This window comes from Mycetocola spongiae (genome assembly GCF_020424085.1).
Lineage (GTDB): Bacteria > Actinomycetota > Actinomycetes > Actinomycetales > Microbacteriaceae > Mycetocola > Mycetocola spongiae.
Genome location: NZ_CP080203.1, coordinates 2,434,556 through 2,457,950 on the forward strand (window position 1 = coordinate 2,434,556; position 23,395 = coordinate 2,457,950).

The window sequence follows — 23,395 nt, forward strand, 5'->3', positions numbered from 1 at the left end:
CGCAGAAGGCCACGGACGCTCCCGATACCCCGGAGTCCTAGGCCATGAGCGAGGTTGACCGCGAACGGGTCATGCGGGCGGTATCCGAACTGATCGAAGCGATCGGGGAGGATCCCGCCCGACCCGGGCTGCTGGACACCCCGCGCCGCGTGGCCGAGGCCTATTCGGAGTATTTCTCCGGGCTGGGGGTGGACGCCCGCACCCTGCTCGCGGATACCGTACCGCTGGATTCCTCCGCGGATGTCACGGGGGAGTCAGGCCCCGGCGAGATCGTTTTGCTGCGCGATATCGAGTTCCGTTCGATGTGTGAGCACCACCTGCTGCCCTTCCTCGGGGTCGCGCATGTGGCCTATCTTCCGGGCACCCGCGTGGTGGGTCTGGGTGCGCTGCCGCGCGTCGTGGATACCATCGCCTCGCGCCCGCAGCTGCAGGAGCGCCTGACCGATGAGATCGCCGATACCCTGAGCTCCGGGCTCGACGCCCGCGGCGTTCTGGTGGTATTGGACGCCCAGCACGGCTGCGTCTCGGCCCGCGGCTCCCGGCAGTCAGGGTCCTCCACGGTCACGATGGCGAGCCGCGGCGAGCTGAGCGATCCGCTGCGCCGGGCCGAGGTTTTTGCCCTGATCGGCGGTCTCGGCGGGCCCTCCGGTGACCGCTAGGCCGCTCGTGATGGGGGTCCTCAACGTGACCCCGGATTCCTTCAGCGACGGCGGCCGCTATCTGGCCCACGCTGCCGCGATTGCCCGCGGCCGGGAGCTGGTCGCGGCGGGCGCACAGATCGTGGATGTGGGCGGCGAGTCCACCCGCCCCGGCGCCGTGCGCGTGGGCTCCGAGGAGGAGATCGCGCGGGTGCTTCCCGTGCTGGAGGCCCTGCACGCGGAGGGCATCACCACCTCGCTGGACACCATGAACGCCGCCACCGCCCGCGCCGCGCTGGCCGCGGGCGTGGACTATATCAACGACGTCTCCTCGGGGGGCGCCGATCCCGAGATGCTGAGGGTGGTGGCCGCGGGCGATGCCGGCTTCATCGCGGGCCACTGGCGCGGATTCCTCGATCCCGCCGATAGCCACGCACACTATGCCGATCCGGCCGCCGAGGTGGCCGCCGAGCTGGCCGCCACCGCCGGGCGCCTCGCGGCCGCGGGCATCAACCGGGAGCGCGTGATTCTCGATCCGGGCCTGGGCTTTTCCAAGACCGGGGAACATAACTGGGCGGTGCTGCGCGGGCTCGACGAGCTCTCCCGGCTCGGCTATCCGCTGCTAATCGGTGCGAGCCGCAAACGCTTCCTGGGTGAGCTCCTGCCCGCGCAGGCCACCGTTCACGACCGCGATCTACCCACCGCCGTGCTCTCGGCGCTGCTGGCCGATCGCGGCATCTGGGGGGTGCGCGTGCATGAGCCGGCGGCCACCGCCGCGGCCCTGGACGTCTGGGAGCACCTGCGCCGATAGCGGCCTTCGTGGGCCCACCTGCGAAGATAGAAAAATGAGCGGTTACGAGAAGTCCCCGATGCGCGATATTGCGCGCATTTCCACGTTTGCGGCGCTGATCGCGGTGCTCGGGGTGGCCGGGCAGATTCCGCTCTTTGGCGGCGCGGTACCGGTGACGTTTCAGACGCTTGGTGTGATGCTCGCGGGGGCGATTCTCGGCTGGTGGCGCGGCATGGCCGCGGTGCTCCTGCTGCTGGTGCTTGCCCTCGCCGGTCTCCCGCTGCTCGCCGGGGGCAAGGGCGGTGCGGGAGTTTTTGTGGGCCCCACCGTGGGCTATCTGGTGGGCTGGATCTTCGGGGTCGCCGTGGTGGGCCTGATCGTGCAGGCCGGCGCGCGCACGCTGCGCTGGTGGCGCGTGGCGCTCGGCGCCGTGATCGGCGGAATCGGCGTGATCTATCTATTTGGCATCCCCGGGCTCTCCCTGATCTCGGGCATGAGCCTGGCCGATGCCGCCCGCACCAACCTGATTTTTGTGCCGGGTGACCTGCTGAAGGCGGTGCTCGCGGTGCTGCTGAGCATGGCCCTCTGGCGCGCCTATCCGGCCGCGTTTACGTTCACCCGGCGCCGCCGCGCGGAGGTCCGGGCATGAGCGAGGCGATCATCCTTGAGGGGGTGGGCGTGGACCTGGGCGGCCGGCCCGTGCTGCGCGATGTCAGCGTGCACCTGGAGGAGCGCCGGATCGCCGTGATCGGCTCCAACGGCTCGGGTAAGTCCACCTTTGCGCGGCTGCTGAACGGGCTTAACCGCGCCGATTACGGCAGCCTGAGCGTGCACGGCATCGACCCGGCCCGGCGGGTGGCGGCGCTGCGCCGCCGCGTGGGTTTTGTTTTTACCAATCCGGACGCGCAGATCGTGATGCCCACGGTGGCCGAGGACGTGGCATTCTCGCTGCGCGGCCGCGGCCTGAGCCGATCCGAAATTGCCGAGCGGGTGGCCCGGGTGCTCGCCGAGAACGGCCTCTCCGAGCATCACGATGCCCCAGCCTATACGCTCTCGGGCGGGCAAAAGCAGCTGCTGGCACTGTGTTCCGTGCTGGTGAGTGAGCCGCGGCTGCTGGTGGCCGATGAGCCCACCACGCTCCTGGACGCGGCCAATACCCGCCGCATCGGCAATCTGCTGCTGGGCCTCGATCAGCAGCTGGTGCTGCTCACCCATAACCTCGACCTCGCCGAACGCTGCGATATCGCCCTGCGCTTCGAGGGCGGGCGGCTCGTGGAGAGCGGCGATCCCGCGGAGGTCGTGGGGCGTTATCGCCGCGAACACGCGTCGTGATTGGCCTCTACCGCCCCGGACACAGCCCGCTGCATCGGCTCGGGGCCGGCAGCAAGCTGCTTGCGCTGTTTATTTTTGCCCTCGCTGTCTCGGTGCCCCCGCCGAGTATCGCGCTATTTAGCGGGGCCGCCGCGGTGATGATCGGGCTCTATCTCCTGGGCGGATTTGGTCCTGCGGAGATCTGGCGGCAGATCATTTCCGCCCGGGTGATCATCACGATCCTGCTCGTGAGCCAGGTGCTGTTTTTGGATCCCGCGCAGGCCTGGGCCAATGTGTCCCGTGTGACCATCGTGATCCTCACGGCCGCGCTGCTGACCCTCACCACGCGCACCACGGAGATTCTGGACGCGCTGGTGCGGGTGCTGCGCCCGCTGCGGGTATTTGGCGTGGACCCCGAGCGGGTGGGGCTCGCGTTTTCGCTCACGATCCGCACGATCCCGGTGATCGCCGGGTTTAGTACCCAGCTGCGCGATGCCCAGCGGGCCCGCGGCGGCCGCTGGAGCATCCGGGCGCTTGTGCTGCCGCTTATGGTGCTCTCGCTGCGGCAATCCGATGAACTCGCGGATGCACTCATCGCGCGCGGCGCGGGGGATGACCCGGGCGAGGACGCTGCCGAGGATGCGGCGCAGGGCTGAGGCAAAGGTGGGGGACCCGCAGGGGGAGGGCGGGTCCCCCAAACGGGGGATCCGGATTACCATACGTCCAATCCCGGGCCTTTCCAATCCCGGGCGATAAGCTGTCCGATTCCGGGTGCAGATCCTTCGGGTGCCGGGCCCGGGGTTTGCGGCGTTCCATATGGCAAAAGCCCGCGGGCACCCTAAACTGGGAGCGTGTCTGCCACCGATTTCATCACCCTCACCGGATTGCGCGTGCGCGCCCACCACGGTGTTTTTGACTTTGAGCGCGAGCAGGGCCAGGACTTCGTGATCGATGTTGTGGTCTGGCTCGATCTGGCCCCCGCCTCGGGGGGCGATGATCTCGCCGCCACCGTGCACTACGGCGAGCTCGCCGAGGCCGTGACCGCCGCGGTCTCCTCCGACCCGGTGGACCTGATCGAGACCGTGGCCGAGCGGGTCGCCGCGGTGGCCCTGTCCTTCTCCGCGGCGCAGCGCACCCGGGTCACCGTGCATAAGCCCGACGCCCCGATCTCCGTGCCCTTCGGGGATGTCTCGGTCACGATCGAGCGCGGCCGATGAGCCCGCTGATTCCCCCGCGGCTCGTGCCACCCGTGCGCGGCGTGAACGAATACTATCTTGCGGCCGAGCAGGTGCCCGCCGCCCCGGTGCGCGCGGTGCTCGCCTTTGGCTCCAACCTGGGCGAGCGCGCCGCGACCCTCGCCGCGGCCGAGGCCGGCCTCGGGGATACCCCGGGAATTCGCGTGATCGCGATGTCCACCGCGATCGACTCCGTGGCCGTGAAGCTCTCCGGGCCCGATCCCGATGCCCCCGGCTATCTGAATGCCGTGGGCCTGATCGAGACCACGCTGAGCCCGCGCGCGCTGCTACAGGCCACCGCCGCAATCGAGCGCCGGCACGGCCGCGAACGCTCCGAGCGCTGGGGCGACCGCACCCTAGATATCGATATCATCGCCTACGCCGAGGAGCGGGTGCGCACCCCGGACCTGGTGATCCCGCATCCGCGCGCTGCCGAGCGCGATTTTGTGCTCGCCCCGTGGCTGGAGATCGATCCCGCGGCCGTTCTTCCCGGCGCGGGTCCCGTGGCCGAGGTGCTCGCCCGCCTGCGTGAGGAGACCCCGTGAAGCGTACGTCCGCGGCCCAGCTGATCGGCGTGGCCGTAATTGGCGCGGCGCTTGGCGCGCTCCTGAACCTCCTGCTCGCGGCGGTGGGTCAGCCGCTCCTGGTGCCCGCGCTCTCGCTCGCGGTCACGCTTATCCTGATCGCCGCGATCACCGTGGCCCTGGCCGTGCCCATTTATCGCGCGGTTCGGGCCACCCCGCGCCGCCATGTGGACCCGTTCCACGCGATGCGCATCCTCGTGCTGGGCAAGGCCGATGCCCTGAGCGGCGCGCTGCTCACAGGCTTTGGCCTGGGCCTGCTGGGCTTTATGCTCAGCCGCGCGGTATTGCCCGGGGTAAGCTCATGGGGACCGGTGATCGCCGCGAGCGCGGGCGCCCTTCTGCTGTGCGTGGCCGGAATGATCACCGAACACCTGTGCACACTGCCAAAGGATACTGACGATGACCTACCCGGAGCAGCCACCGCTTCCTGATGCCGCCGCGAGCACCCCCGAGAGCCTGTCTCGGCTGGAGCTCGCCACCCAGGACTGGCAGCGTATTTCGCGTAAATATGCGCTGATCGAGCAGATCGGCAATGCCCTCTTTTTTGTAATCGTGGCCGTGGCCACCGCCGTGGTCTATTTCCTGAGCGAGGAGATCTGGCCCCTGCTGGTGGGCGGGGCCGTCCTGCTGATCACCGTGATCGTGATGATCGTGACGCCGCGCCGCGCCCGCTCCATCGGATATCGCCTGCGCGCCGACGACCTGCTGTTTCGCCGCGGACTGATGTGGCAGCGTTTTGTTGCCGTGCCCTATGGCCGGATGCAGCTGATCGATATTAACCGTGGCCCCATCGCGCGCAGCTTTGGCCTGGCCGAGCTCAAATTTGTCACGGCCTCCGCGGGAACCGATGTGACCATCCCCGGGCTGCCGATCGCCGAGGCCGAGGCCCTGCGCGACCGCCTGGTTGAGGTGGCCGAGAGCCGGCGCACCGGGCTATGACCAGCGAGCCCACGCGCGGCCGCCGCAAGCGGTCCCCCGAATCCGATAACCTCACCGACGGGCAGTGGCATCACCTGCATCCGGTGACGCCGCTGCTGCGCGGCGGGGTGGCCTTTATCGTGATCCTCGGTATCGTGATCGCGAATTTCCGGGAACGCCTCGTGGCGATGTTTGTGCCCGCGTTCCAGGGCACCGATGACTACGATCCGGTCACCCTGATGCTGAATAGCCCGTATCTGCTGCTGATCCTCGGGATCGTGCTGGCGGGCCTTCTGCTGCTCTTTGTGTTCTTTTATGTTTCCTGGCGGATGGGCACATTCCGCATCACCGGGGATGCCGTGGAGATGCGCAGCGGAATCCTGATGCGCCGCCACCGCCAGGCCAAGCTGGACCGCATCCAGTCGGTGAATATCGTGCGCCCCTTCCTCGCCCGCCTCCTCGGTGCGGCCAAGGTGGAGGTCTCCGTGGCCGGGGAAAACTCCAATGTCTCGCTCGAATATGTTTATGGCCGGGATGCCGAACCGCTGCGCCGGGACCTGCTCACGCTCGCCTCGGGCGTGAAGCTCGCCGAGCGCGAGGCCGCCGCCGCGGCAGCGGGCACGGGGGCAGCGGGTGGGCGCCTGGAAAACCTCGTCAACTCCCGCGTGAACGATCTGCTTGCGCCCGAGCTAAACGCCCAGGAATTGCAGGCCACCTCGGTTGTGCGCATTCCCGCGGGCCGCGTGATCCTCTCCACGATCGTGAGCCTCGCCACCGTTTTTGCCGTGGCCGCGCTGGTCTTTGTGATCACGCAGGTCGTGCAGGGGCGCTATTGGGCGCTCTTCCCGCTGCTGCCCGTGCTGATCGGTGTGGGCGGCTATTACTGGTCGAAGATTTCCAAATCGCTGCGCTATTCGGTGGCCAGCACCCCCTCGGGTATCCGGGTGGGTTCGGGCCTGCTGTCCACCTCCAATGACACCGTGCCCCCGGGCCGGGTGCACGCGGTGCGGGTGACCCAGCCGCTGCTCTGGCGGCCCTTTGGCTGGTGGCAGGTGCAGATTAACCGGGCCGGCACCTCGGTGCAGGACATGGCCAATGGGGGCACCACGATCCTGCAGGTGGGCAAGCTCGACGATGCCGCCGCGGTTGTGGGACTGCTGCTGAACCAGCCCTATTATCAGCCCGTGCGCCGGCTGCTCGGGGATGCCCTGGGCGATCCGGCGCGCGCCGGGTTTATCCTGAGCCCACGCCGGGCCGCCTGGCTGAACCCGCTGTCCTGGAGCCGCACGGGCTATACCGTGACCGGCGATCTGCTGATCTTCCGCCGCGGCCTGGTCTGGCGACACCTCGACCTGGTTCCGCTCGCGCGGACGCAGAGCGTGCGCATGACCCAGGGGCCGATCGAGCGGCGCCTGCGGGTGGCCTCGGTGCTGGTCCAGACCGTGCTGGGGCCGGTCACGCCCGCGCTTCCGCATATGGCGGCCAGCGATACCGTGGACCTCTTTGAACGGGTCTCGGCGGCCACCGTGGTGGCGATGAACGCCGATGAGACCCACCGCTGGGCCAGCGCGCGGGCCGCCGGCCCCGTGCCGGGTGCGCCGCGCCTGGATCTGGGCCAGTGGACCCCCTCCGCCGAGCAGGAGGTTGCGCTTGCCGCGGATGGCCCGGCCACCGGCGACAGTGCCGCCGCACGCTATCCCGGGGTGGCCGCGCCGCCGCGCCCCGCCGCGCCCGCGCCGTCTCCGGAGGTGGTGCACCCGCCGCTGAATCCGGCCCTCCCGGGGGATGACTCGCGTTTCCGGGCACCCTCCGCCGATCCGGGCGAGGGCCGATGAGCGCGCGCGCCGGGCGCCTGGGGGTGGGCATCATCGGTGCCGGCCACGTGGGTCCCGTGCTGGGGGCCGCGCTGGCCGGGGCCGGCCATGCCATCACCGGGATCAGCGCGATCTCCGAGCGCAGCCGCGATCGTGCCGAGGCGATCCTGCCGGGCGTCCCGATCCTGCCGATCCCGGAGATCATCGAACGCAGCGAACTCGTGATCCTCGCCATCCCGGAGGGGGAAATCGCCGCGCTGGTATCCGGGCTCGCCGAGACCGGTGCGTGGCAGCCTGGCCAGATCCTGGCCCATACCGCCCCCGGGCTGGGTGTGGAGGTCCTGCTGCCCGCCGCGGCCCGCGGCGCGATTCCCCTCGCGCTGCATCCCGCGCTCACCTTCACGGGAACCAGCATGGACCTGCAGCGTCTCGCCGAGAGCTATGTGGCCGTGACCGCGCCCACCCCGGTGCAGCCGATTGGCCAGGCACTCGTGGTGGAGATGGGGGCGGAACCGGTGATCGTGGCCGAATCCGACCGGGCCGCCTATGCCGAGGCCATTGCCACGGCCACCGAGTTTTCGCGCTCGATCGTGCGCCAGGCCACCGGAATCCTCGCCGAAATCGGCGTGGAAAACCCCGGCGGATTCCTCTCCTCCCTGGTGCGCAGCTCGGTGGACCTCGCCCTGCGCGAGGGCGGCCATCGCGAGGCTCCCGAGGACCTGGCCTAAGCGGCCGCGGAGCCCGGCTAAACTGGCTGAGACGTATCCGCCCCGCGAGGAGAAAACAGACATGAGCGACACCACCCCCGACGCACCCACCGATGCCGAGATCTTCGAGCAGAAAGCGGTCCGTCTGGGTAAGCGCGAACGGCTGATCGCCGAGCGCACCGATGCCGCGGGCGGCGCCTATCCCGTCTCGGTCCCCGTGACCAGCACGATCCCCGCCCTGCGCGCGGAATACGCCGAGCTTGAGGCGGGCGCCGAGACCGGCGTGATCGCCGGAATCGCCGGCCGCGTGGTGCACGCCCGGAACACCGGAAAGCTGTGCTTCGCGAGCCTCCAGGCCGGCGATGGCTCGCGCATCCAGGCGATGGTCTCCCTCGCCGAGGTGGGAGAGGACTCGCTCGCGCGCTGGAAGGAACTGGTGGACCTGGGCGATCACGTATTCGTCTCGGGCCAGGTCATCTCCAGCCGCCGCGGCGAGCTGTCGATCATGGTAAACGACTGGCAGATTGCGTCCAAGGCCCTGCAGCCCCTGCCCAATCTGCATAACGAGCTGAGCGAGGAGGTGCGGGTACGCAGCCGCTACCTCGACCTGATCGCCCGCGATCGCGCCCGGCAGACGGTGGTGGATCGCGCCACCACCATGGCAAGTCTGCGCAAGACCTTCACCGATCTGGGCTTCCTGGAGATCGAAACCCCCATGCTTCAGGTCATGCACGGCGGCGCCTCGGCCCGCCCCTTTGTGACCCACTCCAACGCATTTGATACCGATCTCTACCTGCGCATCGCCCCCGAGCTCTACCTGAAGCGCGCGGTGGTCGGCGGCATCGACCGGGTATTTGAGATCAACCGCAACTTCCGCAACGAGGGTGCCGATTCCACGCATAGCCCCGAGTTTGCGATGGTCGAGGCCTATCAGGCCTATGGCGATTATCAGTCGATTGCCGACCTCACCCAGAAGCTCGTGCAGAACGCCGCGATGGCCGTGGCCGGTTCGCACGTGGTGACCTGGGCCGATGGCACCGAGTTTGATCTGGGCGGCGAATGGGACCGCATCGATATGTTTACGTCGCTCTCGGAGGCCGCGGGCCGCGAGATCACGCCGGAGACCCCGATCGAGGAGCTTAAGGCGCTCGCCGATGAGCAGGGTGTGGTGGTGGCCCACCCGATCCACGGCAAGTATGTGGAGGAGCTGTGGGAGCACTTTGTGCAGGACACCCTCGTGCGCCCCACGTTTGTGATGGACTTCCCCGTGGATACCTCGCCCCTCGTGCGCGAGCACCGCTCCAAGCCCGGCGTGGTCGAAAAATGGGACCTCTACATCCGCGGCTTTGAGCTGGGTACCGGCTATTCCGAGCTGGTAGACCCGGTGATTCAGCGCGAGCGCTTTGTTGAGCAGGCCAAGCTCGCGGCGGGTGGAGACGTCGAGGCGATGAGCGTGGACGAGGAATTCCTGCGCGCACTGGAGCACGGTATGCCGCCGTCGGGAGGCATGGGCATGGGCATCGACCGCCTGATGATGGCCCTGATTGGCCTTGGCATTCGCGAAACCATTCTGTTCCCGCTGGTGAAATAGCGCGCCGGTCGGAGCTATAGCAACGCCCGCGGGAGTTTTTCCCGCGGGCGTTGCCGTTTCTGCCGGGGGATGCGGGGCGACCGGCCGGGGTCCTGGTTGCGTCTTGATGTGCGGTGATTGCGCCCGTTGTGGGCCAAATTCGGAGTGGAATCGGTATGCTGTCGCCATGAGCACTGACAACCAGCCAGGCGAAACGCCCCAGCAGCCCCACAATACGGACCTCCCCGAGGCTCCCGAGGCCCCCGAGGCTCCGCAGGCGCCCTCCGAGTCCACACCCGCCGCCGATTATCCCGCGGCATCCGATTATGCGCCGGCTCCCGCCGCGGCAAACCAGGAGTCCTTTGCCCCGCCCGCGGCCCCGGAATATCCCGCGGCCCCCGGTTATGGCCAGCCCGCCCCTGGCGAGTCCGCCCAGCCCGCGTATGGTCAGCCGGCTCAGCCCGCGTATGGCGAGCCCGCTCAGCCCGCGTATGGTCAGCCGGCTCAGCCCGCGTATGGCGAGCCCGCTCAGCCTGCCTATGGTCAGCAGCCCGCGTATGGTGAGCAGCCGCAGCCCGGTTATGGTCAGCCCGCCCAGCCCGCGTATGGCGAGCCGGCTCAGCCTGCCTATGGTCAGCAGCCCGCGTATGGTGAGCAGCCCCAGCCCGGTTATGGCCAGCCCGCTCAGCCCGCCTATGGCCAGTCGCCCTATGGCCAGCCGGCCCAGCCCGGCTACGGCCAGCAGCCCCCGCAGGGTTATGGCCAGCAGCCGCAGCCCGGCTATGGCCAGCAGTCGCCCTATGGTCAGCCCGCCCAGCCCGGGTATCCGCAGCAGACCCCGGGTGGCTATGGCCAGCAGCCGGGATATCCGCAGCAGGGATATCCGCAGCAGGGCTACCCGGCCGGCTATGCCGCCCCCGGCGGCGCACTGCTTGACCCCGCCGTCGTGGCCCGCCTGAAGCCCCTCACCCTGATCGCCGCGGGCGTTTCGGTGCTCGGCAGCATCGTGGGCATGTTCACCACCACCAGCACGTATGCCGGGCTGGGCGAATTCGGGGGCGGAATGGCCCTCAGCGGTATCGTGGGCGGCATCGTTGGGCTGATCATCACCCTCGGTCTCTACGCCCTGGTCTATTTCCCGCTGGCGCAGGGGAAGTCCTGGGCCCGCGTGCTGGGTACCGTATTCTGCAGCCTGAACCTGGCCGCCTCCGTCATGGCGATCTTTGGCATGATCTCGACGCTGATGACCGCCAGCTCCTATTTTGGCTCCTATCTGGGCTCCGGCTATGCGGTCGGCGCGGTCCTGAGTGGGGTCATCTCCGCCGGAATGATCGCCGTGGGCATCATCTGGCTGCGTGCAGCCTGGGGCAAGCGCGCCTAAACGGCCACTAAAACGAGGACGCCCGCGGGCGTGGGGAGAGAAAACCCCACGGCCCCGCGGGCGTTTTCGCTAGGCTGGGGCCATGAGTTATGGAAACCAGCCGTATTCCGATCGGCCCCTGCGCCCGACCACGCTGCACCCCGATACGGTTGCGCGGCTGAAACCGCTGACCCTCGCGGCCTTTGCGCTGACGATGGTGAACGGGCTGATCAACGTCACCAGCACCAATGCCCAGCTGGACCAGATCGCCACCTCCAGCCTCGGCGCCGGCTCCGTGACCGCCGGAATGCTCTTTGGCCTCGTTTTTGTCGCGGGCCTCTACGCGCTGGTATATTTCCCGCTCATGAAGGGCCAGCCCTGGGCGCGGGTTCTGGGCACTGTATTCTGCTCGATTGGGTTGGTCGGGGCCACGGTTAGCGTGATGGGCCTGCTTATCGGCGACCTCTTCTCGGGCCTGCTGGGTGTGGCCATCATCGTGGTGGACGTTCTCTGGCTGCGCGCCGCCTGGGGGAAGTCCCGTGCCTGAGCCCCGCACCCCCGAGGAGGACCGGCAGGGTCCCGATAAGAGCCGCCTGATCCTCTGGGCCGTGGCCGGGGGCATCGGCCTGATCTTTATCGGTCAGGGCGTATGGGGCCTGCTCACCCAATAGCGATATGCGGAAAACGCATTCCCGGGGTACCCTGGAGGGGTCATGGATAATTATTGGTTAAACGCGCTCTGGTCGGTCACCCCGACCGTTTTGATCGGCCTCATCTTCTGGTATATCGTGCGCTCGATTATCCGCGCCGACCGCAACGAGCGTGCGGCCTATGCCGACCTCGAATCGCGCGAGCGCGCCCGCATGGGCCTGCCCCCCCGTGGCCGCACCCGCGGAACCCAATAGCCACTAGCCGTTCGCGGCTCGACGCGGCACCATATCCCCCGCGGATATGGTGCCGCGTTTTTTCTGCCCCGCGCCCCCGGGTGGCGCTTCCGGGCGCGCCGCGGGAAGTCCCGCTCCCGGTTCGCGGGGCCCCGACTCGCTAAGCTGGGGCTCATTAGTGTGTCGGCCCGTTGCCCGGGCCGCCGCTCCGCCACCCGCGAAAGGCCGTTTGATGACGTTTGAACCCTTCATCGCGGGCTGGGGTGGGTGGAGTGTGCTCTATCTGATCATCGATATCGCGATCCGGATCGTGGCCGTGATCGTGGTACCGCGCAATCGCAAACCCACCGCGGGCACCGCGTGGCTCATGCTGATTTTTATTCAGCCGGCCGTGGGTATGCTCATCTTCCTGCTGATCGGAAACCCCAAGCTTCCGCGCAAGCGCCGCCTGATCCAGGAGGAGATCAACGCGACCGTGAAGGAGGGCGTGGAGCTGCTGCCCAAGCAGGAACTCCAGCCCGGCGCACCCAAGTGGTTCGACTCGCTTGTGGAGCTCAACGGCAACCTCGGCGCGCTACCCCTGCTGGGCGGCAATACGGCCACGCTGAACGGCGACTATAACAACACGCTGGAACAGATGAGCCGCGAGATCGATACCGCCACCGAATACGTGCATATCGAGTTTTATATCATGTCCTCGAGCGAGATCACCGCGGAGTTTTTTGACGCGATCGGCCACGCCACCGCGCGTGGGGTCAAGGTGCGCGTGCTCTTTGACCACATCGCCTCGTTGCGCTCCCCGCGCTATAAGCAGACCAAAAAGCGCCTGCGCGAGGTGGGCGCCGAGTGGCATATGATGCTGCCCGTGCAGCCGCTGCGCGGAAAATATCAGCGCCCCGACCTGCGCAATCACCGCAAGCTCATGATCGTGGACGGCCGCGTGGGCTATATGGGCTCGCAGAACCTCGTGGACCGCACCTACCTTAAGCGCAGCAACCTGAAGCGCGGCCTGAAGTGGAAGGACCTGATGGTGCGCGTGGTGGGTCCCACCGTGGACGCCCTCAACGTGATCTTCCTCAGCGACTGGTATGCGGAGACCGGCGAGATCATCGCGCTGCGCCTGGACATGGCCGAGGCGGTGCCCGAGGGTACCCCCGATGTGCTCGACTGCCAGGTGGTGCCCAGCGGTCCCGGATTTGACGGCGAAAATAACCTGCGCCTCTTCCTCGGTCTGCTCTATGCCGCCGAGGAACGCATCGTGATCACGAGCCCGTATTTTGTGCCCGATGAGGCCCTCATGTATGCCGTGACCACCGCCGTGCAGCGCGGCGTCCCGGTGGATCTTTTTGTCTCCGAGGAGGGGGATCAGGCGGTGGTATTCCACGCGCAGCGCTCCTATTATGAGGAGCTCCTGCGCGCGGGGGTACGCATCTTTATGTATCCCGCGCCGTATATCCTGCACTCCAAGCACTTCACGATCGACGACGACGTGGCCGTGATCGGCTCCTCCAATATGGACATGCGCTCATTTGGTCTCAACCTCGAGGTCTCCCTGCTGGTGCGCGGTGAATCCTTTGTGCGCGATATGCGCGCGATCGAGGACGAGTATCGCGCGGTCAGCCGGGAACTCACGCTTGACGAGTGGGAGCGCCAGCCGCTGCGCTCCACCATCCTGGATAACCTCGCGCGCCTCACCTCGGCACTGCAATAGCGGCGGCGTGGGCCTGCTAGCGTGGATCCCATGACTACTCCCGCACGCATCCCGATGACCCGCTCCTATATTGTGGGCATCTGCCTCGCCGTCGCGAGCGTCGCGGCCGCAATGGTGTCCACGTTTGTGGACGATGTCACGATCAAGGTGGTCACCCTGATCATCTCCCTGGTTTTCCTGGTGGGCGCCGGCGTCTCGATCGGCATCATGGTGCGCTCGGGCCGCAAGAAGGTGGCCGCCGCGCGTGCCGCCCGCGATGCGCGCGACGCCGCCGAGACCGAGGCCCCGTAGCCCCACCCGGGGACCCGCGCGGGCCCGCGTTTCGGCGGAAGTCACGCCCACGGCGAACAGGGGACTATTCGGTGCCCTCCCGCGTTATTCTCGATATAACGACGCCGACCCACGCCGCGGCGTTTAAGGAGTGAAATGTTCGAGAGATTCACGGATCGCGCCCGTCGCGTTGTCGTTTTGGCCCAAGAAGAAGCCAAGATGCTCAACCACAACTACATTGGAACCGAGCACATCCTGCTTGGTCTCATCCACGAGGGTGAGGGAGTGGCCGCCAAGGCGCTCGAATCCCTCGGGATTTCCCTCGACGCCGTGCGCGAGCAGGTGCAGGACATCATCGGTCAGGGCCAGCAGCAGCCCACCGGCCACATCCCGTTTACGCCGCGCGCCAAGAAGGTCCTGGAGCTCAGCCTCCGCGAGGCCCTTCAGCTCGGCCATAACTACATCGGCACCGAGCACATCCTGCTCGGCCTGATTCGCGAGGGTGAGGGCGTCGCCGCCCAGGTCCTGGTGAAGCTCGGCGCCGACCTCAACCGCGTGCGCCAGCAGGTCATCCAGCTGCTCTCGGGCTATCAGGGCAAGGAGACCGCCTCGGTCGGTGCCGGTGCCCCCGAGCAGGCTGCGCCGCAGGGTGGCTCTGCCATCCTCGACCAGTTTGGCCGCAACCTCACGCAGGCCGCGCGCGATAATAAGCTTGACCCGGTCATCGGCCGGGAGAAGGAAATCGAGCGGGTCATGCAGATCCTGTCTCGTCGTTCCAAGAATAACCCCGTCCTGATCGGTGAGCCCGGCGTGGGTAAGACCGCTGTGGTTGAGGGCCTCGCGCAGGCCATCGTCTCGGGCAATGTTCCAGAGACCCTCAAGGATAAGCAGCTCTACTCGCTTGACCTCGGCTCGCTGATCGCCGGAAGCCGCTACCGCGGTGACTTCGAGGAGCGCCTGAAGAAGGTCACCAAGGAGATCCGCAACCGCGGCGATATCATCATCTTCATCGACGAGATCCACACCCTCGTGGGTGCCGGTGCCGCCGAGGGTGCCATCGACGCCGCCTCGATCCTGAAGCCGCTGCTTGCCCGCGGCGAGCTGCAGACCATCGGTGCCACCACGCTTGATGAGTACCGCAAGCACTTCGAAAAGGATGCCGCGCTGGAGCGCCGCTTCCAGTCGATCCAGGTGGGCGAGCCCTCGCTGCCGCATACGATCAACATCCTCAAGGGTCTGCGCGACCGCTATGAGGCGCACCATAAGGTCTCCATCACCGATGGTGCCATCGTGGCCGCCGCGAACCTCGCCGACCGCTATATCTCCGATCGCTTCCTGCCGGATAAGGCCATCGACCTGCTGGATGAGGCCGGCGCCAGACTGCGCCTCTCGATGCTGTCGAGCCCGCCCGAGCTGCTCGAATTCGACGAGAAGATCACCGATGTGCGCACCCGCAAGGAGGCCGCAATCGAGGGTCAGGACTTCGAGAAGGCCGCAAGCCTGCGCGATGAGGAGAAGAACCTCCTCGGCGAGCGTCTGCGCCTCGAGAAGAAGTGGCGCTCGGGCGAGGTTTCCACCAATGCCACGGTAGACGAGGGTCTGATCGCCGAGGTTCTGGCCCAGGCCACCGGTATCCCCGTGTTTAAGCTCACCGAGGAGGAGTCGGCTCGACTCATCTTCATGGAGAAGGCCCTGCACGAGCGGGTGATCGGCCAGAACGAGGCCATCAACGCCCTATCGCGCACGATCCGCCGCACCCGTGCGGGCCTGAAGGACCCCAAGCGTCCCTCCGGTTCGTTTATCTTCGCCGGTCCCACCGGTGTGGGTAAGACGGAGCTGGCCAAGGCCCTCGCCGAGTTCCTCTTTGACGACGAGGACGCCATGATCTCGCTCGACATGTCGGAATACGGCGAGAAGCACACGGTCTCGCGCCTCTTTGGTGCTCCCCCCGGATTTGTGGGCTTCGAGGAGGGTGGACAGCTCACCGAGAAGGTGCGCCGCAAGCCGTTCAGCGTGGTCCTCTTTGACGAGATCGAGAAGGCACACCCGGATATCTTCAACTCGCTGCTCCAGATTCTGGAGGAGGGCCGGTTGACCGATGGCCAGGGTCGCGAGATCGACTTTAAGAACACCGTGATCATCATGACCACCAACCTCGGTTCGAAGGGTATTGCGGGCGGACCCGTGGGCTTCCAGGCCACCGGCGATTCCAGCGTGACCTACGACATCATGAAGGGCAAGGTCTCCGAGGAGCTGAAGAACCACTTCAAGCCCGAGTTCCTCAACCGCGTGGACGACGTCATCGTCTTCCCGCAGCTGAGCAAGGCCGAGCTGCTCCAGATCGTGGACCTCTTCCTGGGTCGCCTTAACGACCGGATGATGGACCGCGATATGACCATCGACATGTCGGTGGCCGCCAAGGAGCGCCTGATCGACGTGGGCTTCGACCCGAGCCTGGGTGCCCGGCCGCTGCGCCGCGCAATGCAGCAGCTCATCGAGGATCAGCTCTCCGAGAAGATCCTGCACGGCGAGCTGAACCCCGGCGATCACGTGTTTGTGGACTTTATCGAGAATAAGTTCGAGTTCACCACGTCGCGCCGCGCGAATGCGCTGGGTAGCGAGCTTCCCGTTCCGATGCTCGGCACGGGCCCGGCCACGCCGGACCTCGCCGTCAGCGGGGAATAGCACCCCTTAAAAACCGGCCCACCCGCGAGGGTGGGCCGGTTTTTTATGCGCCGGGAGTGTCCTCGGCCGGGGATTCCGCGGCTTCGGATCGCGCGGTCCGCCACGGGAACCAGTAGTTTCGCCCGCGCACGAGCTCGTCGTATTCGGCCGCAAAATGGGCATAAAAGATCCCGCCGAGCGAGACCAGCGCGCCGATCAGGGTGGGCCAGAGCACGGGGGAGACCACGGCCTCCCCGGTCCCACCGACCCAGGTCTGGAAGATATAAACCAGCCCAAAGGCGCAGCACATAAACCCAAAATAGCGGCTGATGAGATGCAGCCAGCCGCCGAGCGCGGTGCGGGCAGTGCGCGCGGCCTGCCCGATGGAGAGCGCCACCAGGATCGTGGCAAAGACGGTTGCATAGGCCGCCAGGACGGCGTTGGGATCGGCACTCATAACGCTAGTATTGCGTGGCGGCGGGGGAGATTTGCCGCCGCCGCACCCGATCGGGTTACCCGCTGTCGCCGCGCCGCGCCCACCCGCCGCGGGGATCGGGCAGACTGGAGAGATCGATTCCGTTCCGAGGAGCCCCCGCATGACAACCCCGCGCCTCGCCGCCCTGCGCTCCGAACTGGACGCCGCCCTGGCCCCGCCGGTATCCACGGAGCCGATTGCCGAGCCCGAGGGCGCCGAGTATGCCGCGCATCGCTGGAGCAGCGGAGAGCTGCGGGTGCGCTATCGCGAGGCCAAGATCACCCCGACCAAGGTGGGGGCGTTTTTTACGCTGTGGGTGCGCTCCGCGCGCGGGCCGATCCGGCCGCTGACCGCGGAGGACGGCGCCGATCTGGTGATCGTGGACTGCATGCAGCCGCTCCCCGATGCGCCCCCGTTGCACGGCCGATTTTATTTCCCCGCGGGCGAGCTGCTGCGGCGCGGGGTGCTCTCAGCCCCGGGCCGGGAGGGCAAGCGGGCGCTGCGGGTATATCCCGCGTGGGTCACGGTGCCCAGCGCCCAGGCCGCCGCGACCCAGCGCTGGCAGGCCCCCTATTTTGCCCCCGCCGGCTCTCCCGACTCCGCCCGGCTGCTGCGTGCCGCCGCGGGGCGCGCCTAAACCGCACTACCCTGGAGGCATGACCTCCGCACCGTTCACCGTGCGCCGCGCGCGCACCGCCGATGTTCCCGGGATCCAGGACCTGATCCAGCCGCTTGTGGATCAAAGAATCCTGCTGGGCAAGGAGCGTGTGGTTTTTTATGAGGCCGTGCAGGAGTTCATCGTGGCCGAGACCGCCGCGGGGGAGCTGATCGGCGTGGGGGCACTGCACGTGATCTGGGAGGACCTGGGCGAGGTGCGCACCCTCGCGGTCTCCCGGGACTGGCTCGGCCGCGGCGTTGGTGCCGTGCTCCTGGGCCACCTGGAGACCGAGGCGCGCCGCCTGGGGCTGACCCGGCTGTTTTGCCTCACCTTCGAGACGGGCTTTTTTGGCCGCAATGGGTTTAACGAGATTGGCGAGGGCATCGTGAGCCCGGATATCTATGCCGAGCTGGTGCGCTCACCCGATGAGGGTGTGGCGGAGTTCCTGGATCTGGCCCGCGTGAAGCCCAATACGCTGGGCAATACCCGCATGCTGAAGACGCTCGCGCCGCAGGGTTAGGGGGCGGGGCCGCGGAATTACGCGGCCGCGGTGTCCCGGGAGAAAAATAATGTTAACGGGGGGTTTACCCGCCGTATACCGATTGCATATCGTATACACATAGCGTGAGCAATGGTGCCACGGCGTTTTTAGCGTCACAGCCGGCACCGTCGCCCGTGCGACTTTTCCCTTCATCTCCCTGCACACTGACTCCTTTGGAGACACATCGATGTCGCTGTTTACGCACCCCTGGCGGGCCGTAGCAATCGCTTCCCTGTGTGGTCTTGCCGTAGCGCCCCTCGTGGCGCTTCCGGCGGCGGCCGCACCCGATGGCACCGGGGTGGTGATTAACGAAGCCTATATTTCCGGCGGGAGCCGAAACGCCGCATTCCTGAATAAGTTTGTGGAGCTCTATAACCCGACCAATGCCGAGAAGTCCCTCGCCGGGCTCTCGCTGCAGTATCGCCCCGCGAAGAACGGCGATAAGCCCTTCGGCACGGTGATTGCGCTGAGCGGAAGCATCCCCGCGGGCGGCCACTACCTGATCTCCGGGGGAAGCAACGATACCAACGGTGCCGAGCTGCCCACCCCCGACCTCAAGTCCACGCTGTCCCCCGCGGCGGCCGGTGGCGTGATTGCCCTCGTGAACGGTACCGCGGCGCTGCCCGCCAATACCCTCGCGGGCGAGCCCGGCGCACCCGTGCCGGATCCCGCAGTGGTGGACCTGCTGGGTTATGGCACCGCCGATACCTTTGAGGGCGCACCCGCGGCCTATACCTCGCCCAATACCGAGCCGCGCTCGCTGAACCGCACCGGCGGGGTGGATACCGACCATAACGGCAACGACTTTAAGGTGCTGGAGGCGATCACCCCGACCAATGCGAAGGGCGAGACCAGCGCACCGGTCACCACCCCCACGCCCCCGGTCATCCCGCCCGTGGAGCCCGGCGATATCGTCCCCGCGACGATCGCCGAGATTCAGGGCACGGGAACCGAGAGCCCCCTCGTGGGCAAGACCGTGACCACCACCGGTTTTGTGACCGCCGTTTATGCAACCGGCGGTTATAACGGCTTCTACCTGCAGACCGCGGGTACCGGCGGCGCCGTGAACCTGGACACCCACAAGGCGTCCGATGCGATCTTTATCTATTCCCCGAAGGCCGTGGGTTCCGTGGCCGTGGGCGATTATGTTGAGGTGGGTGGCCCCGTGGCCGAATACTTCGGCATGACGCAGATCACGTCCGATGTGGCCAAGAAGCTGGATGCCACGGGACTGACCGCGCCGCTGCCCGCGGCCGTGCCCTTCCCCGCGGATGAGACCCAGCGCGAGGCGCTCGAGGGCATGCTGCTCGCCCCGACCGGCGCATTCACCGTGACCGAGACCTATACCACCAACCAGTATGGCGATATCGGTCTGGCCGCCTCGGGCAGCCCCCTCGTGAACCCGACCGTGCTGGGCCCGGTGGGCAGCGCCGAATATAAGGCGGCGCAGAAGCGCATCCAGGCCGAGGCCGTGCGCCTCGATGACGGAGCCTCGACCAATTTCCTCGGTGCCGCCAATAAGGCCATCCCGGTGTCCTATCTGAGCAATGAAAACCCCGTGCGCGTGGGTGCCGCCGTGGACTTCACCGCGCCGGTCATCCTCGACTACCGCAACGACGCGTGGCGCTTCCAGCCCACCGCGCCCGTATCCGGTAGCCAGAACGCGCCCGCGACGTTTGAAAACACCCGCACCGAGGCCCCGCGGCCCGTGGGTGGAGACGTGAAGCTCGCCACCTTTAACGTGCTGAACTATTTCCCCACCACGGGGGAGTCCCGCAACGGCTGCACGTTCTATACCGACCGTGACGGCAATAAGATCACGGTGAATAAGTCCGATGCACCCGGCTGTGGTGTGCGCGGAGCGGCCACGGCCCAGAGCCTCGAGCGCCAGCAGGCCAAGATCATCGCGGCCATTAACGCGCTTGACGCCGATGTGGTCTCCCTCGAGGAGATCGAGAACTCCGCCAAGCTGGGACAGGACCGCGATGCGGCCCTGAAAACCCTCGTGGCGGCGCTGAATCGTGCCTCCGGTTCCGAGCGTTGGGCCGCGGTGACCTCGCCGAACGAGCGTCCCGACGCGAAGGACGAGGACGTGATCCGCACCGGATTTATCTATAACCCCGCCGTGGTGAAGCCCGCGGGCGAGGGCAAGATTCTGAAGGGCAGCGATGCGTTTAAGAACGCCCGCGAGCCCGATGCGCAGCCCTTCACCACCAAAAACGGCGGCGACGCCGAGAAGTTCCTCGTGATCTCCAACCACTTTAAGTCCAAGGGCTCCACGGGAGCCACCGGGGATAACGTGGATCTCAAAAACGGCGTGGGTGGCTTTAACGGCGACCGCACCCGGCAGGCCCAGGCCCTCGTGGCCTTCGCCGACTCCATGAAGAAGCAGGTCAAGACGGAGAAGGTCTTCCTGGTGGGAGACTTCAACTCCTATGACGCCGAGGACCCGATCCTGGTGCTGACCTCCGCCGGCTATATCAGCCAGGAGGCCAAGACCGGCAAGTTCACATATGCCTATGACGGCGCGGTCGGCTCGCTCGACCACGTCTTCGCCTCGCCCGCGGCCGATGCCGCCGTGGTGGGAGCCGATGTCTGGAATATCAACTCGGTGGAGTCGGTGGGCCTGGAATACTCGCGCTATAACAATAACGTGACCGATCTGTATCGGGCGGATGCCTTCCGTTCGAGCGATCACGATCCCGTGATCGTGGGCTTCAACGCGGGCGGCTCCGCCCCCGCCACGGCCACCGTGAACCTGCTCAATATCAACGATTTCCACGGCCGCATCAACCCGAATACGGTGAAGTTTGCCGGAACCGTGGAGGGCCTGAAGGCGGGGCTGCGCCCCGATCAGAGCGCGCTGCTTTCCGCCGGAGATAATATCGGCGCGAGCGAGTTTGCGTCCTCCAGCCAGCTGGATCAGCCCGCAATCGACGTGCTGAACGCGCTGAACCTGCGCGCCTCGGCCGTGGGAAACCACGAGTTTGATCAGGGAATGTCCGATCTGACCGATCGCGTGATCGACGGCGGCAAAAACGCCCGTTGGGCCTATCTGGGTGCCAATGTATATCGCAAGGGCACCACAACCCCCGCCCTTCCCGAATATGAAATCCTCGAGATGGACGGCCTGAAGGTCGCCGTGATCGGCGCGATCACCGAGGAGACCGGCACGCTGGTGTCCCCGAACGGTATTGCCGATCTGGAATTTGGTGACCCCGTTGAGGCCGTGAACCGCGTGGCCGCCGCCCTGACCGATGGTGACCCCGCCAATGGCGAGGCCGATATCATCGTGGCCGAGTATCACGAGGGTGCCGGTGCCGGCGCTCTCGATGGGGCCACGCTGGCCGATGAGCTGAAGATCCCGGGTGCGTTTACCCGGATCGTGACCGAGACCAGCCCCGCTGTGGACGCGATCTTCACGGGCCACACGCATAAGGAATATGCCTGGGATGCACCGGTTCCCGGTGTGGCAGGCAAGACCCGCCCCGTGCTGCAGACCGGTAGCTATGGCGAGCGCATCGGCCAGATCACCCTGACCGTGGAGCGCGCCACCGGCACTGTCTCGGCCTATACCGCACGCAATGTTTCGCGCGTGAGCACCGCCGATGCCGATCTGATCGCGCAGTTCCCGGCCGTGGCCGAGGTCAACACGATCGTGGCCGACGCCCTGGCCAAGGCCGATGAGCTGGGCAATAAGAAGGTTTCGGAGGCCTCCGCCGATATCACCCGTGCGTTTAATAACGGTGTGAAGGATGACCGCTCGGCCGAGTCCACCCTCGGTGGCCTGGTGGCCGATTCGCTCCTGGACTCGCTCCGGGATCCCCGCCTGGGCGGTGCCGAGATCGGCGTCGTGAACCCCGGCGGAATGCGCGAGGAGCTCCCCAAGGGCGATGTGTCCTTTGCCGATGCCAATGCGGTGCTGCCGTTCCTGAATAACCTGTGGACCACCACCCTCACCGGTGCGCAGTTCAAGACGATCCTGGAGCAGCAGTGGCAGCTGGATAAGGACGGCAAGGTGCCGTCCCGCCCGTATCTGCAGCTGGGGCTGTCGAAGAACGTGTCCTATACGTTTGATGCCGAGCGGAAGCAGGGAGACCGGATCACGTCGATCTCCGTCAACGGGGCTCCGATCGATGCCGAGCGTGAGTATCGCATCGGATCGTTCAGCTTCCTGCTGACCGGTGGTGATAACTTCTGGGAGTTCAAGAACGGTAAGGACACCCGCGATTCGGGCCTGATCGACCGCGATGCCTGGGTCAGCTATCTGGGCGCCCACGCCCCGGTTGGCCCCGATTTTGCCCGCCGCAGCGTGCAGGTGCAGGGAGTTCCGACCGCGGCCGTGGCCCCGGGCGAGACGGTGACGCTGAGCGTGTCCAAGCTGGACCTGACCTCCAAGGGTTCGCCGCTTAACACCACGCTGGGTATCGAGCTGGGCGGCGTGCCGCTGGGCACCGCCACCGTGGCCGAGGGCGCCAGCCGGGTCACCTTCCAGGTGCCGGCCGATGCCGCGGCCGGGGCCACGAGCCTCGTGCTCACGGCCATGGAGTCCAAGACCGTGGTGCGCGTTCCGCTGACCATCGGTGTGGCCTCGGGGGTTACCCCGGCCGCCCCGGAGGCGCTGACCGCCGACCTGCGTGACCTGGTCTCCGTGACCGGTACGGTCACGCCGGGTGCCACCGTGACGGTATCCGGTGATGTGCTGCGCGAGAAGAGCGTGAGCGCCTGGCTGTATTCCACGCCCGCCGCGCTGACCGCGGGGGTAGTTCCCGCGGGTGCCGAGGGTCGCATCAGTGTGCTGATCCCCGCGGATATTGCGCTGGGTGCACACCGCCTGTCGGTGCAGGATGAGGCCGGCAACGTCCTCGGCTGGACCGCGGTGACCGTGCTGGCCGCCGAGACCGGTACGCCGGGTGCCGAGACGCCGGGTGCAGAGACGCCGGGTACGCCGGGCGTGACTCAGCCGGGTAGCGGCGGTAACGCCGGCGCCCTGCCGGGAACGGGTACCACCGTGCCCTGGGCAGTGGGAGGCATTGCGTTCCTGCTGCTGGCGGCGGGGGCCACCGTGTTCCTGCTGCGCCGCCGCGAGGCGGGGGCCGAGGCCGCCTAGGCTGCCTGTTCCTGCCGGGGCCCGGCACATCCTTGGGGGTGTGCCGGGCCCCGGTGTTTTTGGGGTGGGATGCGTCGGCGTGGGCGGCTTTTTCGGCCGAATCCCGGGTATCGGCCGCGTGGCGGGCGGGGCGAGCCCCAAACGGGGCGTGTCGC

23 protein-coding genes are annotated in these 23,395 nt (G+C 67.0%); 22 read left to right on the forward strand and 1 reads right to left on the reverse strand.

Annotated features, from left to right (window positions below):
- Positions 1 to 44 precede the first annotated feature (44 nt).
- From folE to KXZ72_RS11215, 19 genes are all read left to right on the forward strand, one after another.
- Positions 45 to 659, forward strand: a complete 615-nt coding sequence (folE, locus tag KXZ72_RS11130; RefSeq protein WP_226081000.1) for a GTP cyclohydrolase I — start codon at positions 45 to 47, stop codon at positions 657 to 659.
- Positions 649 to 1,449 (forward strand): dihydropteroate synthase, encoded by an 801-nt coding sequence (gene folP / locus KXZ72_RS11135; RefSeq protein WP_226081001.1) that lies wholly within the window; start codon positions 649 to 651, stop codon positions 1,447 to 1,449. Before folE ends, folP begins: the two co-directional genes overlap by 11 nt.
- Positions 1,450 to 1,483: 34 nt before the next feature.
- Positions 1,484 to 2,077: a biotin transporter BioY gene (locus tag KXZ72_RS11140; protein ID WP_226081002.1), complete on the forward strand. Its 594-nt coding sequence runs from the start codon at positions 1,484 to 1,486 to the stop codon at positions 2,075 to 2,077.
- A complete protein-coding gene (locus KXZ72_RS11145; RefSeq protein WP_226081003.1) occupies positions 2,074 to 2,760 on the forward strand; it encodes an energy-coupling factor ABC transporter ATP-binding protein in 687 nt (228 codons plus the stop codon). Before KXZ72_RS11140 ends, KXZ72_RS11145 begins: the two co-directional genes overlap by 4 nt.
- Positions 2,757 to 3,395, forward strand: a complete 639-nt coding sequence (locus KXZ72_RS11150) for an energy-coupling factor transporter transmembrane component T family protein (RefSeq protein WP_226081004.1) — start codon at positions 2,757 to 2,759, stop codon at positions 3,393 to 3,395. Before KXZ72_RS11145 ends, KXZ72_RS11150 begins: the two co-directional genes overlap by 4 nt.
- 195 nt (positions 3,396 to 3,590) lie before the next feature.
- On the forward strand, positions 3,591 to 3,956 hold the full coding sequence (gene folB / locus KXZ72_RS11155; protein ID WP_226081005.1) for a dihydroneopterin aldolase: 366 nt from the start codon (positions 3,591 to 3,593) through the stop codon (positions 3,954 to 3,956).
- Entirely contained in the window at positions 3,953 to 4,519 is a 567-nt protein-coding gene (folK, locus tag KXZ72_RS11160; protein ID WP_226081006.1) for a 2-amino-4-hydroxy-6-hydroxymethyldihydropteridine diphosphokinase, read from the forward strand. The genes folB and folK overlap by 4 nt, the downstream gene beginning before the upstream one ends.
- Positions 4,516 to 4,989 (forward strand): DUF3180 family protein, encoded by a 474-nt coding sequence (locus KXZ72_RS11165; RefSeq protein WP_226081007.1) that lies wholly within the window; start codon positions 4,516 to 4,518, stop codon positions 4,987 to 4,989. Before folK ends, KXZ72_RS11165 begins: the two co-directional genes overlap by 4 nt.
- Positions 4,958 to 5,497: a PH domain-containing protein gene (locus KXZ72_RS11170; protein WP_226081008.1), complete on the forward strand. Its 540-nt coding sequence runs from the start codon at positions 4,958 to 4,960 to the stop codon at positions 5,495 to 5,497. The genes KXZ72_RS11165 and KXZ72_RS11170 overlap by 32 nt, the downstream gene beginning before the upstream one ends.
- On the forward strand, positions 5,494 to 7,311 hold the full coding sequence (locus tag KXZ72_RS11175; RefSeq protein WP_226081009.1) for a PH domain-containing protein: 1,818 nt from the start codon (positions 5,494 to 5,496) through the stop codon (positions 7,309 to 7,311). Before KXZ72_RS11170 ends, KXZ72_RS11175 begins: the two co-directional genes overlap by 4 nt.
- On the forward strand, positions 7,308 to 8,018 hold the full coding sequence (locus tag KXZ72_RS11180) for a DUF2520 domain-containing protein (protein ID WP_226081010.1): 711 nt from the start codon (positions 7,308 to 7,310) through the stop codon (positions 8,016 to 8,018). The genes KXZ72_RS11175 and KXZ72_RS11180 overlap by 4 nt, the downstream gene beginning before the upstream one ends.
- 61 nt (positions 8,019 to 8,079) lie before the next feature.
- Positions 8,080 to 9,588 (forward strand): lysine--tRNA ligase, encoded by a 1,509-nt coding sequence (lysS, locus tag KXZ72_RS11185; RefSeq protein WP_226081011.1) that lies wholly within the window; start codon positions 8,080 to 8,082, stop codon positions 9,586 to 9,588.
- A gap of 166 nt (positions 9,589 to 9,754) precedes the next feature.
- Positions 9,755 to 10,948, forward strand: a complete 1,194-nt coding sequence (locus KXZ72_RS11190) for a hypothetical protein (RefSeq protein ID WP_226081012.1) — start codon at positions 9,755 to 9,757, stop codon at positions 10,946 to 10,948.
- Between the two features lie 82 nt (positions 10,949 to 11,030).
- Positions 11,031 to 11,474, forward strand: a complete 444-nt coding sequence (locus KXZ72_RS11195; protein WP_226081013.1) for a hypothetical protein — start codon at positions 11,031 to 11,033, stop codon at positions 11,472 to 11,474.
- Positions 11,467 to 11,598, forward strand: coding sequence for a hypothetical protein (locus KXZ72_RS14720; RefSeq protein ID WP_264159365.1), 132 nt, complete (start codon positions 11,467 to 11,469; stop codon positions 11,596 to 11,598). The genes KXZ72_RS11195 and KXZ72_RS14720 overlap by 8 nt, the downstream gene beginning before the upstream one ends.
- A 42-nt stretch (positions 11,599 to 11,640) precedes the next feature.
- Positions 11,641 to 11,832 (forward strand): hypothetical protein, encoded by a 192-nt coding sequence (locus KXZ72_RS11200; protein WP_226081014.1) that lies wholly within the window; start codon positions 11,641 to 11,643, stop codon positions 11,830 to 11,832.
- A gap of 211 nt (positions 11,833 to 12,043) precedes the next feature.
- Complete coding sequence (gene cls, locus KXZ72_RS11205) at positions 12,044 to 13,522, forward strand: cardiolipin synthase (protein ID WP_226081015.1); 1,479 nt, start codon at positions 12,044 to 12,046, stop codon at positions 13,520 to 13,522.
- Positions 13,523 to 13,552: 30 nt separating this feature from the next.
- Entirely contained in the window at positions 13,553 to 13,813 is a 261-nt protein-coding gene (locus KXZ72_RS11210) for a hypothetical protein (protein WP_226081016.1), read from the forward strand.
- Between the two features lie 135 nt (positions 13,814 to 13,948).
- A complete protein-coding gene (locus KXZ72_RS11215; protein WP_226081017.1) occupies positions 13,949 to 16,477 on the forward strand; it encodes an ATP-dependent Clp protease ATP-binding subunit in 2,529 nt (842 codons plus the stop codon).
- Positions 16,478 to 16,520: 43 nt separating this feature from the next.
- Here KXZ72_RS11215 and KXZ72_RS11220 read toward each other — a convergent pair whose 3' ends face one another.
- Positions 16,521 to 16,913, reverse strand: a complete 393-nt coding sequence (locus KXZ72_RS11220) for a hypothetical protein (protein WP_226081018.1) — start codon at positions 16,911 to 16,913, stop codon at positions 16,521 to 16,523.
- A gap of 139 nt (positions 16,914 to 17,052) precedes the next feature.
- Between KXZ72_RS11220 and KXZ72_RS11225 the strand changes: the two genes are divergently transcribed.
- The 3 genes from KXZ72_RS11225 to KXZ72_RS11235 all read left to right on the forward strand — a co-directional run bounded on the left by KXZ72_RS11225 (position 17,053) and on the right by KXZ72_RS11235 (position 23,240).
- Entirely contained in the window at positions 17,053 to 17,568 is a 516-nt protein-coding gene (locus KXZ72_RS11225; RefSeq protein ID WP_226081019.1) for a MepB family protein, read from the forward strand.
- A 19-nt stretch (positions 17,569 to 17,587) separates the two neighbouring features.
- Positions 17,588 to 18,109 (forward strand): amino-acid N-acetyltransferase, encoded by a 522-nt coding sequence (locus tag KXZ72_RS11230; RefSeq protein WP_226081020.1) that lies wholly within the window; start codon positions 17,588 to 17,590, stop codon positions 18,107 to 18,109.
- Positions 18,110 to 18,317: 208 nt separating this feature from the next.
- Positions 18,318 to 23,240, forward strand: a complete 4,923-nt coding sequence (locus KXZ72_RS11235) for an ExeM/NucH family extracellular endonuclease (RefSeq protein ID WP_226081021.1) — start codon at positions 18,318 to 18,320, stop codon at positions 23,238 to 23,240.
- The last annotated feature ends 155 nt before the right edge of the window (positions 23,241 to 23,395 follow it).